Source organism: uncultured Porphyromonas sp., assembly GCF_934359325.1.
Taxonomy (GTDB): Bacteria; Bacteroidota; Bacteroidia; order Bacteroidales; family Porphyromonadaceae; genus Porphyromonas_A.
Window position 1 is genome coordinate 1 of sequence record NZ_CAKRLH010000018.1, and the last position, 15774, is coordinate 15774.

At 56.5% G+C, this 15774-nt stretch carries 14 protein-coding genes; 12 read left to right on the forward strand and 2 right to left on the reverse strand.

Annotated elements, in window-relative coordinates; translation table 11 throughout:
- The 8 genes from Q0F21_RS01650 to rplI form a co-directional block, all read left to right on the forward strand.
- Window positions 1–558 (forward strand): tetratricopeptide repeat protein (locus tag Q0F21_RS01650; RefSeq protein WP_297236776.1); only part of this gene is annotated, 558 nt, incomplete at its 5' end.
- Complete coding sequence (gene cmk / locus Q0F21_RS01655) at window positions 558–1241, forward strand: (d)CMP kinase (RefSeq protein ID WP_297236778.1); 684 nt, start codon at window positions 558–560, stop codon at window positions 1239–1241. The genes Q0F21_RS01650 and cmk, both read left to right, overlap by 1 nt.
- Window positions 1238–2107: a 4-hydroxy-3-methylbut-2-enyl diphosphate reductase gene (locus Q0F21_RS01660; RefSeq protein ID WP_297236780.1), complete on the forward strand. Its 870-nt coding sequence runs from the start codon at window positions 1238–1240 to the stop codon at window positions 2105–2107. Before cmk ends, Q0F21_RS01660 begins: the two co-directional genes overlap by 4 nt.
- 510 nt (window positions 2108–2617) lie before the next feature.
- The gene (locus Q0F21_RS01665) at window positions 2618–4927 is read left to right on the forward strand and encodes an outer membrane beta-barrel protein (protein ID WP_297236782.1); all 2310 of its coding nucleotides are present in this window, start codon (window positions 2618–2620) and stop codon (window positions 4925–4927) included.
- A 51-nt stretch (window positions 4928–4978) separates the two neighbouring features.
- Complete coding sequence (locus Q0F21_RS01670; protein ID WP_297236784.1) at window positions 4979–6313, forward strand: GDSL-type esterase/lipase family protein; 1335 nt, start codon at window positions 4979–4981, stop codon at window positions 6311–6313.
- A 100-nt stretch (window positions 6314–6413) separates the two neighbouring features.
- On the forward strand, window positions 6414–6794 hold the full coding sequence (gene rpsF / locus Q0F21_RS01675; RefSeq protein ID WP_288965721.1) for a 30S ribosomal protein S6: 381 nt from the start codon (window positions 6414–6416) through the stop codon (window positions 6792–6794).
- A 31-nt stretch (window positions 6795–6825) separates the two neighbouring features.
- A complete protein-coding gene (rpsR, locus tag Q0F21_RS01680; RefSeq protein ID WP_018107163.1) occupies window positions 6826–7107 on the forward strand; it encodes a 30S ribosomal protein S18 in 282 nt (93 codons plus the stop codon).
- A 49-nt stretch (window positions 7108–7156) separates the two neighbouring features.
- Window positions 7157–7723 (forward strand): 50S ribosomal protein L9, encoded by a 567-nt coding sequence (rplI, locus tag Q0F21_RS01685; protein ID WP_297236786.1) that lies wholly within the window; start codon window positions 7157–7159, stop codon window positions 7721–7723.
- 58 nt (window positions 7724–7781) lie between these two features.
- On the opposite strand, the gene Q0F21_RS01690 is transcribed toward rplI, so the two are convergent.
- A complete protein-coding gene (locus Q0F21_RS01690) occupies window positions 7782–8567 on the reverse strand; it encodes a hypothetical protein (RefSeq protein ID WP_297236788.1) in 786 nt (261 codons plus the stop codon).
- 17 nt (window positions 8568–8584) lie between these two features.
- Window positions 8585–9052: a hypothetical protein gene (locus Q0F21_RS01695; RefSeq protein WP_297236790.1), complete on the reverse strand. Its 468-nt coding sequence runs from the start codon at window positions 9050–9052 to the stop codon at window positions 8585–8587.
- Between the two features lie 845 nt (window positions 9053–9897).
- Between Q0F21_RS01695 and dxs the strand changes: the two genes are divergently transcribed.
- Genes dxs through pdxH form a run of 4 tightly spaced genes read left to right on the forward strand, consistent with a single transcriptional unit; the run spans window position 9898 to window position 15394 of the window.
- Window positions 9898–11823, forward strand: coding sequence for a 1-deoxy-D-xylulose-5-phosphate synthase (dxs, locus tag Q0F21_RS01700; RefSeq protein ID WP_297236792.1), 1926 nt, complete (start codon window positions 9898–9900; stop codon window positions 11821–11823).
- A complete protein-coding gene (gene trkA, locus Q0F21_RS01705; RefSeq protein ID WP_297236794.1) occupies window positions 11820–13166 on the forward strand; it encodes a Trk system potassium transporter TrkA in 1347 nt (448 codons plus the stop codon). Before dxs ends, trkA begins: the two co-directional genes overlap by 4 nt.
- A 16-nt stretch (window positions 13167–13182) precedes the next feature.
- Complete coding sequence (locus Q0F21_RS01710; RefSeq protein ID WP_297236798.1) at window positions 13183–14688, forward strand: potassium transporter TrkG; 1506 nt, start codon at window positions 13183–13185, stop codon at window positions 14686–14688.
- A gap of 37 nt (window positions 14689–14725) precedes the next feature.
- Window positions 14726–15394, forward strand: coding sequence for a pyridoxamine 5'-phosphate oxidase (gene pdxH, locus Q0F21_RS01715; protein ID WP_297236796.1), 669 nt, complete (start codon window positions 14726–14728; stop codon window positions 15392–15394).
- Window positions 15395–15774 lie beyond the last annotated feature (380 nt).

Here is a 15774-nt window from a genome sequence, read left to right on the forward strand (position 1 = left end):
CGCATCGACTCCTTCCCGCAGATGAGGGAGCAGGATCTCTTTGCCCTCGCCATGGATCAGGTGATGGTCAGCGACCATGCGGCGGCGGTGGCGACGCTCGACCGAGTGATCGGTGAGCGTCCCGATCAGCCCGACGCCTACCTCCAGCGCGGTGTCTCCCGCATCAAGGACTTTATCAATAAGGAGGCTGTCCGCCACACCCAGATCGACCTCGGCGTTGACGTCTCAAAGGCAGATCTCTCCAAGGACTACCTCCTCAGGAAAGCGGCCTACACCGCCTCCATAGAGGACTTCCTTAAGGTCCTCGACCTCGTCCCCGGCTACCTCCCCGCGCTCTACAACCTCGCCTATGCCTACTATGGTATGGGACAGTACCACGAGGCGATCTCCACCCTCAGCGATCTGATCATCAGGGATCCCTCCTTTGGCGACGCCTTCTTTGCCCGCGGACTTGCCTACTACGCCACGGGGGATAAGGAGAAGGGGGACGAGGACATGAGCCGCGCCGGCGCTCTCGGCGTCTTCGGCTCCTACAACATCATCAAGCGCATGCAGTAATGACAGACAGTAAGATCAATATCGCCCTCGACGGCTACTCCTCCTGCGGCAAGAGCACCATCGCGAAGCGTCTCGCCCGCTCCCTCGGCTACACCTACGTAGATACCGGCGCCATGTATCGAGGCGTCACCCTCTATGCCCTCCGTGAGGGACTCTTCAGTGGGGCGGAGCCGATGGTCGAGGAGATCATCCGCCGGCTCCCCCGGATAGAGATGCGCTTCGCCATCTACCCCGATGGTCAGCACCTCCTCCTCAATGGCGAGGACGTCGAGCGAGAGATCCGAGGCATGGAGGTCTCGGAGCATGTCAGCCCGATCGCTACGATACCGGAGGTCCGCGCCGCACTCACGAGACAGCAACAGGATATGGCGAAGGAGAAGGGGGTCGTGATGGACGGAAGGGATGTCGGTACCACCATCCTCCCCGATGCGGAGCTCAAGATCTTTGTCACCGCACGACCGGAGGTCCGTGCCCGCCGTCGCTTTGATGAGCTGACGGCAAAGGGCGAGTCGGTCACCTACGACTCCGTGCTCGCCAACGTCCGGGAGCGTGACCGCATCGACTCCGGTCGCGCCGTCAGTCCCCTCCGGCAGGCTGAGGATGCCCTTGTCCTCGACAATTCCGACATGACCCTCGACCAGCAGCAGGCCTGGGTCGAGGAGCGGGTGAGGGAGCGCCTATGATCGACATTGAGATCAATAGCAAGTCCGGCTTCTGCTTCGGCGTTGTCACTGCGATCGAGAAGGCTGAGACCGAACTCAAGGGGGGACACTCGCTCTACTCTCTCGGAGACATTGTCCACAATAGTCAGGAGGTCTCCCGTCTCTCCGAGAAGGGACTCCGTCCGATCCGCTACGAGGATCTCAGCCGTATGAGGGACAAGCGGGTACTCTTCCGGGCGCACGGCGAACCGCCCGAGGTCTATGCCGAGGCACGCGCCCGCGGACTGGAGATCATCGACGCCACCTGCCCGGTCGTCCTCTCCCTCCAGCGCAAGATCCGCAAGACTTATGAGAAAACCTCCCGCGAGGGAGGGCAGATCGTCATCTTTGGCAAGCTGGGGCATGCCGAGGTGAATGGACTCGTCGGTCAGACCGAGGGGCATGCGATCGTCGTGCAGTCGATCAGCGACGTGGAGGAGAAGGTTGACCTCAGTCGTCCCGTCTACCTCTTCAGCCAGACCACCATGGACGGCAAGGCTTACCGGGAGCTCGTCGGCTATATCAGCGACCATCTCGCCCCCGGGGTCCCCCTCGAGAGCCACGACACTATCTGCCGTCAGGTCGCGAATCGGATGAAGGACCTCACCGACTTCGCCAAGAGCAAGGACGTGATCTACTTCATCGCCGGCAAGAATAGCAGCAACGGCAAGGTGCTCTACCACACCGCCCTGCAGGCCAACCCTCACACCTACTTCATCTCCGACCCCTCCGAGATCACCGACCCCCTCCCACCGGAGGTCCGGACGGTGGGCGTCACCGGCGCTACCTCCACCCCCATGTGGCAGATGGAGCAGGTCCGTGACCGCCTCCGGGAGCTCAATCCCTGATCCCGACCGTAGTCGGTCTATCCCCCTATTCATCCAAATTGCTAAGCAAAGCCTGATCGGTAGCCCCGGTCAGGTCACTTCGTCGTACCCATTTCCGAAGGTCCCACTCACCGCATCGGTCTGAAGAGTTAAACTGATGGGGGAGCGAGATTTCCCCCTTTGGAATAGCTTCATATACTGCCCGGATCTGTACAGTGCATTAGTGCCTACCACTTTATGCAGGAGGAGTCTTGATCTCAGAAAAGGAAGCCCTAAGTCTCGTATGCTTACAGGTCTGGGAATCAGCGTGTAGGGTTCGCTCGTTTCTCTTACCGGTATTAGACTCATCTATTACCGGTATTAGTCAACTCTAATACCGGTAATAGTGATCACTAATACCGACATTAGTCTGAGGTCATATCCCGTTGGTCATGTTTTTTGGACGACTTCCTCTTGCGGGGGGGGGGATTATGTATATCTTTGAGGCGAAAACCTTTTTCCCAACTTCCTTTTCATCACGATATGGGTGTTATGAACGCTTGTACCAAAACCTTACTGTCACTGCTTGTGACGCTGCTGACAGGTCTGACCTGTCTCGCCACGGACTACCACACACGGCTGAGGGATAAGACTACGGGCGAGGCGGTCGCCGGTGCGACTGCCCTCCTCCTTGCACCCGACTCGACTACTCTTGCGGTGGTGGTGTCGGATGCCGAGGGGGCGGTGAGGCTCTCCGGCGAGGGGGCGTGCTGCCTCCGCATCTCGCATCTGATGTACCACCCGCTGACGGTCGACCTGGTCGGGGCGGCGCTCCCGGACACCCTTTGTCTGGAGCCGCGGAGTGAGCTGCTGGAGGGGCTGGTGGTGAGTGCCGACCGCCCCGTGATGAAGCTGCTGGAGGGCGGCATATCGAGCTATGACGTGGAGCTGCTCTTCGAGAAGAGTCCCGTCTCCACCGCCTACGAGATGCTCTGTCGCCTCCCGGGGATGAGGGAGGAGGGTGGCGTGCCGGTGCTCGCCGGGGTGTCGGGCTTTACCTTAGTGATGAATGGGAAGCCCTCGTCTCTGCCACAGGATCAGCTGCTGGAGCAGCTCAAGTCCATACCGGTGTCTCTGGTGGCGAGTGCAGAGATCTCCTACACGCCGATTGCCCGATATAGGGCTAAGGGGGCTTCCGTCAATATTGTGCTCAAGCACCAGTCCAGAGAGCGCATCTCCTCCGGACTCTCAGCTCAGCTCTTTGGGACCTATACCTCACAGTACTACAGCCGGTATGCTGCCGGGGGAAGTGCCCTATACACCTCTCCGAGCGGACTATCCGTCTCAGGGAGGTATGGTGCCGGTCTCGGCGACCAGATCTCCGATCTGTCGGTGGTGACCGGTCCCATCGGCTCCCTACCGGAGATAAGGACACGCAATGTCGGGAAGAGCTCCTTCACCACCCATACCCTCTCGCTTGACCTGGGGTACCGGAAGGGGCGGCACTACCTGTCGACGACTTACTACGGCACATTCTTCCCCAATAATCACTTTGCCGAAAAGGATATCGAGCGCTCTCATCCGATAGAGCAGGAGCAGGAGTCCCAGAGACGAACACACCACCTCAGCGTGGAGTATGGCTATGACGGACACCTGATGATCGGTGCCTTCTATACGGACTATCACCACAGCCAGGCTGTCACCTATGGCACCGGAATGGACGCAACACCGAGTGAGGCCTTTGCCTTCGACAACGGGCAGCGGTCTCGAGTCGTGGGTGCGCATGCGGACAATAGCCACCGGCTGGGAGGCGGCTGGGGGATCGAGTATGGGAGCAAGTTCTCCCTCTCCCACACCGCCAATCGTCAGCAGTACTGGGTCGTAGCCGGAGAGACGCAGACGGCTGACCCGGTCGAGCGGGTGAGCCGGGAGCTGCTGGCGGATATATACCTGGGAGTCAAGAAGCAGCTCACCTCCGCGCTCTCCATCGATGCGACTCTCATTGGGGACTATGCCCGATACTACGGTCATGAGGAGACCTTCCGACTGATGCCGCAGGCCTCCCTCCTCTACAGGATCTCTCAGACGGATATGCTGCAGCTCTCCTTTAACTCTCAGAAGAAGTACCCCGCCTACTTTGAGCGGGAGCCCTTCTCTACTCAGCGAAGTGCCGTCCAGGTGTGGCAGGGTAATCCCGATATCAGACCCTTCGTTACCTACAATGCGCAGGCAGTCTATGTGCTGAGGGGGAAATACCAGTTTGTCATCCGTGAGAACTACGCCCCTCGCTACTTCGTCCAGCAGATGTACCTCGATCCGGAGCTGGAGAAGATCGTCTACAAGACCTGGAACTGGCACTACTACAATAACCTCAGCCTGACGGCGGTTGCACCTCTTCCCAAGACCGATTGGTGGCAGGGGCGACTGGTGCTGGATGTCAGCCCCACGTGGATCAAGCTCGATGTGCCTTTTGTCGGGACGGTAGATCGCCGGCGCACCAGCCTATTTGGCTCCCTCACCAATGATTTCGTGCTCAGCCAGCGTAACGGACTCACCGCCGGACTTGACTTCTCCTACATCACGGGGGGCATGCAGGGGCTCTATGACTTCTCTGATATCGTCAATCTGAGTGCGAGGATGAAGTGGGTCAGCCGGGACAAGAAGTGGAGCGTGACGATGCGGGGCAACGATCTCCTGGAGAAGGGAACGCCGAAGATCAAGGCGAACCATGGGGTGCAGCAGTTTGAATTTGTCCCAAGCCGCAACGGGCGCAACTTCAGTCTGGACATCCGCTACACCTTTGGCAACTACAAGAGCGTGAAGAGCCCGTCGCAGCTGGACACCAGCCGCTTCGGTATGTAATCGGGGTTTTGGGTATCTTGTCGGTCAGAACGATAGACACCTAATAGATATATGAGTACCTACTTTAGATCCACACTCCTCGTCTCGCTCATCGTCCTGCTGTCGGCTCCGGTCGTACGGGCTCAGCAGTGGATGGACCCTGCCTATGCCGATTCCTGCCCGGTGCAGAGACGGCTGACGACAGACGCCGGTCTCTACGAGCGAGCTGGGAAGGGAAGCAGCTCCGATGGGCTGCTGGTGGAGTTTTATACCACTTCGCCGACGATCCGCGTCCGCATTACTGCCGACGGGGCGTTCTCCTCGGGGGTAGATCTCTTCGCTACCGACTGCGATGGAGTGACACGACCCTGCCGAGAGACAGTGGTGGCGGGCGACATCATCACCTTTACCAAGCCTGAGACGAAGAGCACCCATAAGTACGGCGACCGTTGCCGACTCTATCTGCCCCTCGGGGTGACGGTCACGTCACTGCAGGTGGGTGTGGACGATGGGGCGTACTTCGACTGGCTACCCGACCGGGTGGAGCGACCGATCTTAGTCTGCATGCCGGCGGAGCGCGGCGTGAGCCCGTCGGAGACCCGTTCGGCTCGGCTGGAGCGTGAGCTGGACATCCCGGTGATCGCTGTCCCTGAGGGATTGTCCAAGGAGGAGATGATGAAGTCCCGACCTCGCCTAATCCTTACAGGAGAAGCGAAAGATCTTGCCTCGGAAGCGAGGGGGGCTCTGGGGCTGCCGACGAAGTGGGTCTGCCCGCCGGTGACGCAGTCGAGAGACCGAGCGTCCTACGTCTGGGAGCGGAGGCACAACGAGGTGATCCTCCGCAATCGAACCGCCAAGCCGAGCGTGCTGGTGCTGGGCAACTCGATCATGCACTACTGGTCCGGGCTACCGGCGTCGCAGCACCACCGCGGGGATGTCTCCTGGAGCAAGCTCTTCGGGGATCGCGTGGTGACCAATATGGGCTTCGGATGGGATAGGGTGGAGAACCTGAATTGGCGCCTCACCCACGGGGAGATTGACGACTGCGATCCGGAGGTGATCCTCCTCGCCATCGGGACCAATAACCTCTCCGCCGGAGATGACAACCAGCACATCGCCCTCGGCATCGCTGAGACAGCGACCCTCATCCGGCGTATGAAGCCCAAGGCTCGGCTCTACGTCCTCGGGGTACTGCCCCGCAAGGATATGATGTCCCGTATCCGCCCGCTCAATATGCTGACCGAGTCGCTCGTTAGCGTCATCCCGGGAGCCACCTTCATCGACGCCTCCGAGGGGCTGACTAAGGACGGAGAGCTCATCGACGCCCTCTTTCGCGACGGTCTGCATCCCAATGCCGACGGCTACCGCATACTCGGCGAAAACATCGCCCGCCAGGTGGACCTCTGATCCACTCTAAGCCGGTGGGGTATTGGAATTGAGGGGATAAAGGGGTACCTTTGCACCCGAATTATTCATTTATTCACTCACAACTAATAAGGTTACAGAGATGAACCATTACGAAACCGTTTTCATTTTAACTCCCATTTTGTCTGCCGACCAGACAAAGGAAACGGTAGATAAGTTCGCCAATCTGATCACCGACAACGGTGGTGTCGTGGTGAACCGTGAGGAGTGGGGTCAGCGCAAGCTTGCCTACCCGATCCACAAGCTATCTACCGGTAATTACTTCCTCATCGAGTTTGACGCAGAGCCTGACTTTGTCGATACGCTCGAGATCAACTTCCGCCGCGATGACCATGTCATCCGTTTCCTGACCTTCAAGCAGGATCGCTTTGCTCACGAGTACGCTGAGAAGCGTCGTCGCAACCACAAGGAGACTACCCCTGCTGCTACTGAGACTCCCGCTGAGGAGGCACAGGCAGAGTAAAGATCCGGTAACCCAAGCAAACTGACATATCATGGCAAAGAAGACATACAACAAGGGCAGAGCCAAGATGCGCTACCTGACCCAGCTGACCCGCGACAAGCAGAAGTACTGTCGCTTCAAGAAGGCCGGCATCAACTACATCGACTACAAGGACCCTGAGTACCTCAAGAGATTCCTCAACGAGCAGGGTAAGATCCTTCCCCGTCGCATCACCGGCAACTCGCTGAAGTTTCAGCGCCGCGTCGCTCAGGCGGTCAAGCGTGCTCGCCACCTTGCCCTCCTCCCCTACGTTACCGACCTGATGGAGAGGTGATCAGGGAGTCAGATAATCACTTTTTGAGAATACTAAAAGGAGACAGAATATGAAACTTATTTTGAAAGAAGATGTCCGTAACCTCGGCTTCAAGAACGAGATCGTAGACGTGAAGCCCGGATATGGTCGCAACTTTCTAATCCCTAAGGGTATGGCTGTGCTCGCTACCGAGAGCGCTCTCCGTGCACACGAGGAGAACCTCCGTCAGCAGGCTGGTAAACTGGAGGCCTTCAAGGCTGAGGCGCAGAAGCATGCCGACAAGCTGAGCGGTGCCAAGGTGGAGCTCTCCGCCAAGACCTCCTCTACTGGCAGTCTCTACGGCTCCATCACCACCACGATGGTGGCTGACGAGCTGGAGGCTCAGGGCTATGAGATCAATCGCAAGATGATCGAGATGCCCGGCATCAAGGAGATCGGCGAGTACGTCGCCAAGATTCGCTTCCACAAGGATATCGCCGTAGAGGTGCCTGTCATCGTCACCAGCGAGAATCCTGAGGACCTCGAGCTCCCGAAGGAGGAGGAGAAGCCGGCTGAGGAGCCTGTCGCTGCCTCTGAGGAGGAGCAGGAGGGCGAGGAGGCTGCTGCTGAGAGCAACGAGGCAGAGTCTGCTGAGTAATCCTTAGCACATTCCCATTAGCACAAGGGGCGTGTCGGTTAGCCGGCACGCCCCTTTGTCACTCTCGGGGGAAGGGTATAGGCTCTTCTCCATTAGGGTCAGACAAGAATTTCTCAATGGGAAAGTCTGAGAGACGCATCCCAGTGTCGGCATCAACCATAAAGATGTTGTTTCCATCGGAGACCAGGGTAAATTCCTTATCAGGGCATCCTATCGTTAGAACTCTGTACTCCGGATAATCTCTCTCAAAAGACTCAAGCAAGTCAAAGCACTCCTTGAATGAGTCGTGGTACTTGGTAGCATAGTCTTTGTACTCGCCAAACTCATCTCCGAAGATACTCATGGAATACTCATGGACTATCGCATCCTCCTCATCCTTACCGTATCTTAGCCAAGTCTCAAAGTCACTATCTACATCTCCCACCAGACATCTCCAGGAGTGGTAATCATCACTAATCCATCCCTCAGAGAAACCCATTATCCTTGCCGCATTGAAACAATTGTAGCGTGCTCCGATATAAGGGTTTCCATTCCTATCCACATCTCCAGAATATGGCCAAAAATAGAAGCAGTATCGATCTCCAGTAGAAACCTCCCAGTACCCTTTGTTCAGGTAGTACGTCGCTGATATCAGAGGAATGGTAAAGCTGTACTCCGGCACTTCATACTCCTCCCATCCTGTAGAGTCAGAGTTGTAAATAGTTATTTCAGTCACAAACTCTCTCCTACCCCCAAAGAATGCCGTAACTCTATTAAGAGCATCCTTGAAGAAGGCAAGGGCATACTCATTATCCATTATGTCCTTGCAGTCGTTGGGTAGGATGAGGTTAAGGTCGACTCCCATAGTCCTGATACGCTTGACTATTTTTTGATCTCTAGGTCGTCCGGATAGTCTCTGAGTGACGGCTGTATGTCAAACTCTACCCTATAATCCCCTCTTATGGAGTGGGGCATCATTTTTTGATCATCCATTTCTCCATATCTCTCTTTGACTATCTCAATCCCGTCAAGAAGACTATTCTTCGCCTCTCTGATGGTCCTCCCGTACCCATAGGCTCCTACATCCTCGGGGCTATACGTGTAAGACCAGAAACCATCTGTCCCTGGCTCAATGTAGGCACTGATTACGATGCGGTAGTCTGGTCCGATGGCGTCAGCAATGGCGTCCTCATCAGCTCTGAGAGCGGGTTTTACTGAGCCATCCAGTCCCGCACTCTCCATCAGTTTAACCCCAGTCCCGAGTGGAATCTCAGAGTCAGGTACATCGGGTATAGCTAGTACAATACCCCCTTTTTCAAATAGGCTTATTTCTTGGTGGTCTCGCTCCATAACATTTTACCTGATAGTAACTGGACAAATGTACCCATTTCCCTCACCCGACAGTAGCGACACATTCTGTGATTTACACACTACTCATGGAGCCTGTCGGAGGTTTGGAGATAAGATGGGGCAAGCACACCTATTGCAGAGAGGAGGGTGGCGGACTAATGTCGGTATTAGGTGAAACTATAGTCGGTAATAGTGGACACTAATACCGACTGTAGATAAATCTATTACCGGTAATAGAATCGACAGATCCCTGCCTGCTGGTAGTCAGTCTTGTGTGAGAGAGTATGTGGAGCCGATAAAACAGGATAATAGTTGGGGCTCCTTGTGATGATTGGGTTGTAGTGCTTTCTTGTCGGAGCGAGGCAGGGGTGACGCATTTGAGTGGTACAGAAGTCATTCGACTCATTGTGAAGAGTGGTGAACGAAGCACCCCGACAGGGGTGCCCGTTGTTTAGCCACGGGTCGAGGGGCGTAGCCCCGAAGACCCGTGGATTGGGCGACGCAAGCGATCCCGACCCCGCTAGGGTGTCGCACTATCAGTCTACTCATGCAGTGCGACGCCCTAGCGGGGTCGTATATCTTTAGCGGGACTTCTTTCCCGGGGTCTTAGGCACTATCGTGCCTCGACACCCGGTCTAAAAAGCGATGATCCCTCCGGGGCTTCGCCCCTGCGGGATCGGCAGGCGGTAGCGGCAGGGCGTGGATCAGTCGACAAGATTGCACAGCGACAGGGATTATCACTTCTTTGCTTTAAAGCTCAAATGCGTCACTCCTGCGGACCGAGGTCGGGGGCCAAGGGAAAGGGGCAAAATGGGTATATTTGCGGTAAGAATAACGTTACGGCTATGTGTGCTAAGAAAGACGACTGCTACTCTCTCCTCAGACATATCGACACTCCTGCGGATCTCAAGCGACTTGATCGCTCACAGCTCCCTCAGCTCTGCCGTGAGATCCGTCTCTACCTGACGGAGGTGCTGAGCCAGACTCCGGGTCACTTCGGTGCCAGTATGGGAGCCGTGGAGATCGCCGTGGCGGTCCACTACGTCTACGATGCCCCGGAGGACAAAGTGATCTGGGATGTCGGGCACCAGGCCTATGCACACAAGCTCCTGACAGGGAGGAGAGAGGCGTTCCCCACACTACGTCAGTGGGGCGGGATCAGTGGCTTTCTTCACCCTGGGGAGAGCATCTACGATGCCTTTATCTCCGGTCATGCGTCCAACTCTATCTCTGCCGCCGTCGGCTATGCTGCCGGGAGCAAGCTGGATCAGAAGGACAATCATGTCATCGCTGTGATCGGCGACGGTGCGCTCTCGGGCGGGCTGGCCTTTGAGGGGCTAAACAACGTCTCCGAGCGGCACAATAACGTCCTCGTCATCCTCAATGACAACCACATCTCCATCGACCCCGCGACGGGTGGGCTGAGTCGGTACCTGGTCAAGTTTATCACCAGTCCGGAGTACAATAAGCTCCGTAATATGGGGGCGAAGGGGCTCTCGAAGCTCAATCTCCTCACCGACTCGAGGAAGCGAAATCTTCAGCGCTTCAATAACAGCATCAAGGCACTGATGACCGATGAGGGTAATTTCTTCGAGGACTTCAGCATGCGCTACTTCGGTCCCATTGATGGCAATGACATCGAGACCTTTGTCTCAGTGCTGGAGGCGATCAAGGACTTCGAGGGACCGAAGCTGCTTCACGTCAAGACGGTCAAGGGGAAGGGGTATAAGCCGGCCGAGGACAGCTCCGTCCTATGGCACGCTCCGGGACGCTTCGACCTCCGCACCGGAGAGCTGGCTCATAAGAGCAAGGAGAGTGGGGCGCCGGAGAAGTTTCAAGAGGTATTCGGGAAGACTCTGGTAGACCTCGCTGAACTGGACGAGCGGGTCGTCGGTATCACCCCCGCAATGATCTCCGGGAGCTCGATGGGGTATATGCTCCGAAAGTATCCGGACAGGGTCTTCGATGTCGGTATCGCCGAGGGTCATGCGGTCACCTTCTCCGCCGGTCTGGCACTGGAGGGGCAGATCCCCTTCTGCAACATATACTCCACCTTCCTACAGAGAGCGGTCGACGAGGTGATCCACGATGTGGCGGAGCAGAGGGCGCCGGTGATCCTCTGCGTCGATCGAGCCGGTCTCGTTGGCAATGACGGAATGACGCATCAGGGACTCTACGACCTCGCATACCTGCGGTCGATCCCCGGGCTGACACTGATGTCACCGATCGATGAGTGGGAGCTGCGGATGATGATGTACACCGCTTATAAGCACAGGGATGAGGGACCCTTCGTGATCCGCTATCCGCGCGGAGAGGGCAGCAATGGCAACTGGCAAGCACCGATGGAGGAGCTGCCGATCGGCAAGAGTGACGAGCTGGCTGTGGGGGATGAACTGGTAATCGTCACTTACGGACCAGTGGGCGCTGTTGCTCAGCGTGTCGTCGAGCGCCTCAGGGAGGAGAGGCAGCAGTCTGTGGGGCTGGTCAATCTGCGCTTCCTTAAGCCCCTTGACACAGAGCTTCTGGATGAGCTCCCCAAGCGGTATCGTCGGATCCTCACCATCGAGGATGCGGCTCTCGCCGGCGGGATGGGGAGCGCACTCCTCGAGTACTACTCTGATCAGGGTGTGTCGATCCCGATCCGCCGTCTCGGCGTCGGGGATGAGTACATCAGGCATGGAGATGTGTCTGTCCAGCGGGCGTACGTGGGCATCGATGAGGAGAGTATCAGGAGTGAGGTGGAGAGCCTCTTAGTCGAGCATAAGCGATGAGAGTATTTATAGTAGGAGCGGGCGAGACCGGCACCCACTTGGCTAAGCTGATCAGTCAGCAGGAGCACCACGATGTGATCCTGATGGACGAGGATCCGGATAAGGTGGACTTTGCCTACGACAATTCGCTCGAGATTATGCCGATCGTGGGTAATCCTACCTCCATCCGTCAGCTGAAGCATGCGGGGGTGGAGGAGACTGACCTCTTCGTCGCAGTGACTCCCTCTGAGAGTGCCAATATCCTCTCCTGCATGATCGCCCATCGGATGGGGGTCAAGAAGACCCTTGCCCGGGTGAGCAATTACGACTATTTCCTGCCCCAGTATCTTCCCTACTTCAATGGTCTCGGCGTCGACGAGATGGTCTATCCGGAGGCGCTCGCAGCTCAGGAGATATACAATGGTCTCCGTCTGCCGTGGACGCGTCAGTACTGGCGGCTCTTCGGTGGTCGGCTCCACCTCTGCGCCTCTCGCATCACGAAGCACTCCCCCTTGCTGGGGAAGCGGCTCATGGAGCTGTCGGACCTCGATGAAAAGCACTTCCACATCATCTCCATCGTCCGCGGGAGGGAGAGCTTTGTCCCGAGAGGAAACGACACCCTGGAGGTCAATGACATCGTCTACGTCGCCTGCAATACGCAGAATCTGGACACCGTCCGTGAGTACTGCGGTCAGCCTAAGGTGGATGTGCGGAAGGTGATCATCATGGGTGGCAGCCGCATCGCACTACGCACTGCGGAGCTCCTGCCTCATGATATGAGCGTCAAGATCATCGAGCGGGACCTGGAGAAGTGTCGGGAGCTCTCCGAAGTGACCAACGACAATACCCTCGTTATCCATGGTGATGCAGCCGACTCCGATCTCCTGATCTCGGAGGGGATCCGAAATACACAGGCCTTCCTCGCGCTCACCGGCAGCTCGGAGATCAATATGATTGCGACGATGAACGCCAAGCATCTCGGCATTCCCCGCACCGTGGCGGAGATCGAGAATGTCGACTACCTCGACATCGCCAGTCAGCTCGGCATCGGCAACATTGTGAATAAGAAGATCATCGCTGCCGGTAAGATCATCCGCCACCTCCATCGCATAGACATCTCTGATGCCAAGACGATGGCGATCGGTCATGGCGACGTGCTGGAGATTGTCATCACGGAGGGTAGCAGGATCACCAAGGCCCCCATCAAGGACCTGAAGATCCCCCGTAGCATCACTCTCGGAGGCTTCCTTAGGGATGGGGAGGTCTATCTCGTCGAGGGGCACACAGTCCTGAAGCCGGGCGACACGGTCCTCGTCTTTAATATCAATGCCAGAGACTCCGAGCTGGATGATCTCTTCAAGTAGAGTGCTGAGCTAAGTGATGCTAAGGGAAGACTTCTTCGTAGACGACTACCGACCCACTAAGCGGCTCCTCAACTTCCGCTTTGTCCTCAGGACGATGGGCGAGCTCTGTATGGTGCTCTTCCCTTTCCTCATCATCGCCCTCTTGATCTCGCTCTACTATCCGCATGATACCGGGACCAAGCCGCTCGCCATCACTGCGGGCGTGGATGCGGCTGTGGGCTTACTACTGATCTTTATTGGTCGTGATCGTGACCGAAGTAACATCGGCTCTCGCGAGGGGGTTATGGCAGTCACGATCAGCTGGTTTTTGGTCTCTATCATCGGCATGTTGCCCTACCTCTTTGGTGGCTTCATATCATCAGTGTCGGGTGCTTTCTTCGAGGCCATGGCCGGCTTTACCACGACCGGAGGCACGGTGCTGGAGGAGGTAGAGCAAGTGCCGAGGAGCATTCTCTTCTGGCGAGCCTCCACTCAATGGCTTGGAGGACTGGGCATCATCGCCTTCTTAGTCGCCTTTGTGCCAATGTCTGGGCAGAGAGCCACGACGATCTTCAATAACGAAGCCACGGGAGTGGTGCATCAGAAGTTTGATCCCCATATTGGCACGATGGCGAAGTGGCTCATCGTCATCTATATGAGCTTCACGATCCTCTGTACACTACTCTTCTGGGCAGGACCGATGACCTTATACGATGCCGTCTGCCACGCTTTTGCCTGCGTGTCTACCGGCGGTTTCAGTACCCACTCACAGTCTCTTGGGTACTTCGACTCGAGGTATGTGGAGCTGGTTGCCATGATCTTTATGACCATAAGTGCCATAAAGTTTGCGCTCATCTACTTCGCTATAGTCCGGCGTCAGCCGTCGCGACTACTGGAGGATAGTGAGACACGCTGGTATCTGTCACTACTGCTTATAGTGTCACTTATCGGTGGGGTTTGGCTTTGGTATAGTGGTTATCACCGAGGAGGACAGGCAGTCTTCAAGAGCTTTTTCACTATTGTCAGCTTGGGGACATCCACCAGTTTCTTCTCCGGGGATTACTCCGAGTGGGGCAGCTTTTTTGGACTCCTTGTGCTGGCAACCATATTTGTCGCCGGTTGCTCGGGATCCACATCCGGAGGACTTAAGGTGGTGCGCTTTGTTGTCTTGGCAAAGAACCTGAGTAAGGAGTTGCTTCGTCGTGTCCATCCCAATGTGGTCACTACCATACGTATGGGTAACATGCTGATCACCGATAAAGTGATAGTGCAGGTTACCTCTTTCTTCTTTGCTTATACCAGCCTCATCATCCTGGCAACGGCCATGGTGTCAGCTGAGGGGTACGCACTGACGGACTCTATCTCATGTGCCATCTCGTGTATATCCAACTCCGGGGCAGCTCTGGGTGTCTTCGGTCCGCATGGCGGCTTCTCGTCGCTGAGCGGCGTGTCGAAGATATTCCTGTCGTTACTGATGGTAATGGGGCGACTGGAGATATTCACCGTGCTCTCACTCTTCCACCCCAGTTACTGGCGGAGCTGAGAGCCTCTATACTATTCTTGAGTAAAACGATAGACCAATGACAGATACCAATCATAAGAGCGAGGAGATGAATCTCGAGGACATCCGACGAGACTACAACGTCGGCTCACTCTCACACAGCGACATGACGGAGGATCCGCTCGACAAGTGTCGCGAGTGGCTCGAGGATGCACTCAGGATGAATGTGATCGAGCCGACGGCGCTGATCGTCAGCACAGCGACCCTGGACGGTCAGCCCTGCACCCGGACGGTGCTGCTGAAGGAGATCTCTGAGGAGGGGAAGTTTATCTTTTACTCCAATTACGAGAGCCGCAAGGGACACCAGATCGACCTTAACCCCAAGGTGAGCCTCACCTTCCTCTGGCACCAGCTCCAGCGGCAGATCCACATCGAGGGCATCTGTCGGCACGTCGCCCCTGAGGTGTCGGATGCCTACTTTGCCAAGCGACCCTACAAGAGTCAGGTGGGCGCTCGGATCTCGCCCCAGAGCCACCCGATCCCCAATCGTATGTTCATCGTGACCGAGTTTGCCAAGGAGGCACTCAAGGTGGGCGTAAAGGTCCCCCGTCCCGAGAGCTGGGGAGGATTTGAGGTGACGCCTCATCGGATCGAGTTTTGGCAGGGACGCCCCAGCCGCCTCCATGACCGCTTCCTATACCTCCTGCAGGAGGACGGGAGCTGGTCCCTGAACCGCATCGCCCCCTAATGAGGAAGAGAACGTAAAATAACTTGCTAATAAGGCAAAATAGACTTACATTTGCAGTGTGTTTTTCATAGTATTAGATTTTAGGTTAATATCGGGACGCAAAGCTGTCGAGAGACAGTTTTCTCCCAAGCCCTTTTAGGGCGACAATACAACCCCTTGCAGGCATACGTCTGCGAGGGGTTTTTTGTTTGGTCATACGAGCTCCTGTCACACCACTTCCCCATTATGTTTTACTCAGCTGTCATTGCTCTCTTCTCGGTCTGAGCCCAAAAAGCACAGGGGCGGAGTCCGGCTGCAAAGATACCACCACGGCACGAGGTCGATGTCTCGTGGAGTCTCCTCTGGTCTCCTTACTGCAAAAAGCTACCTCTTCTGTCATA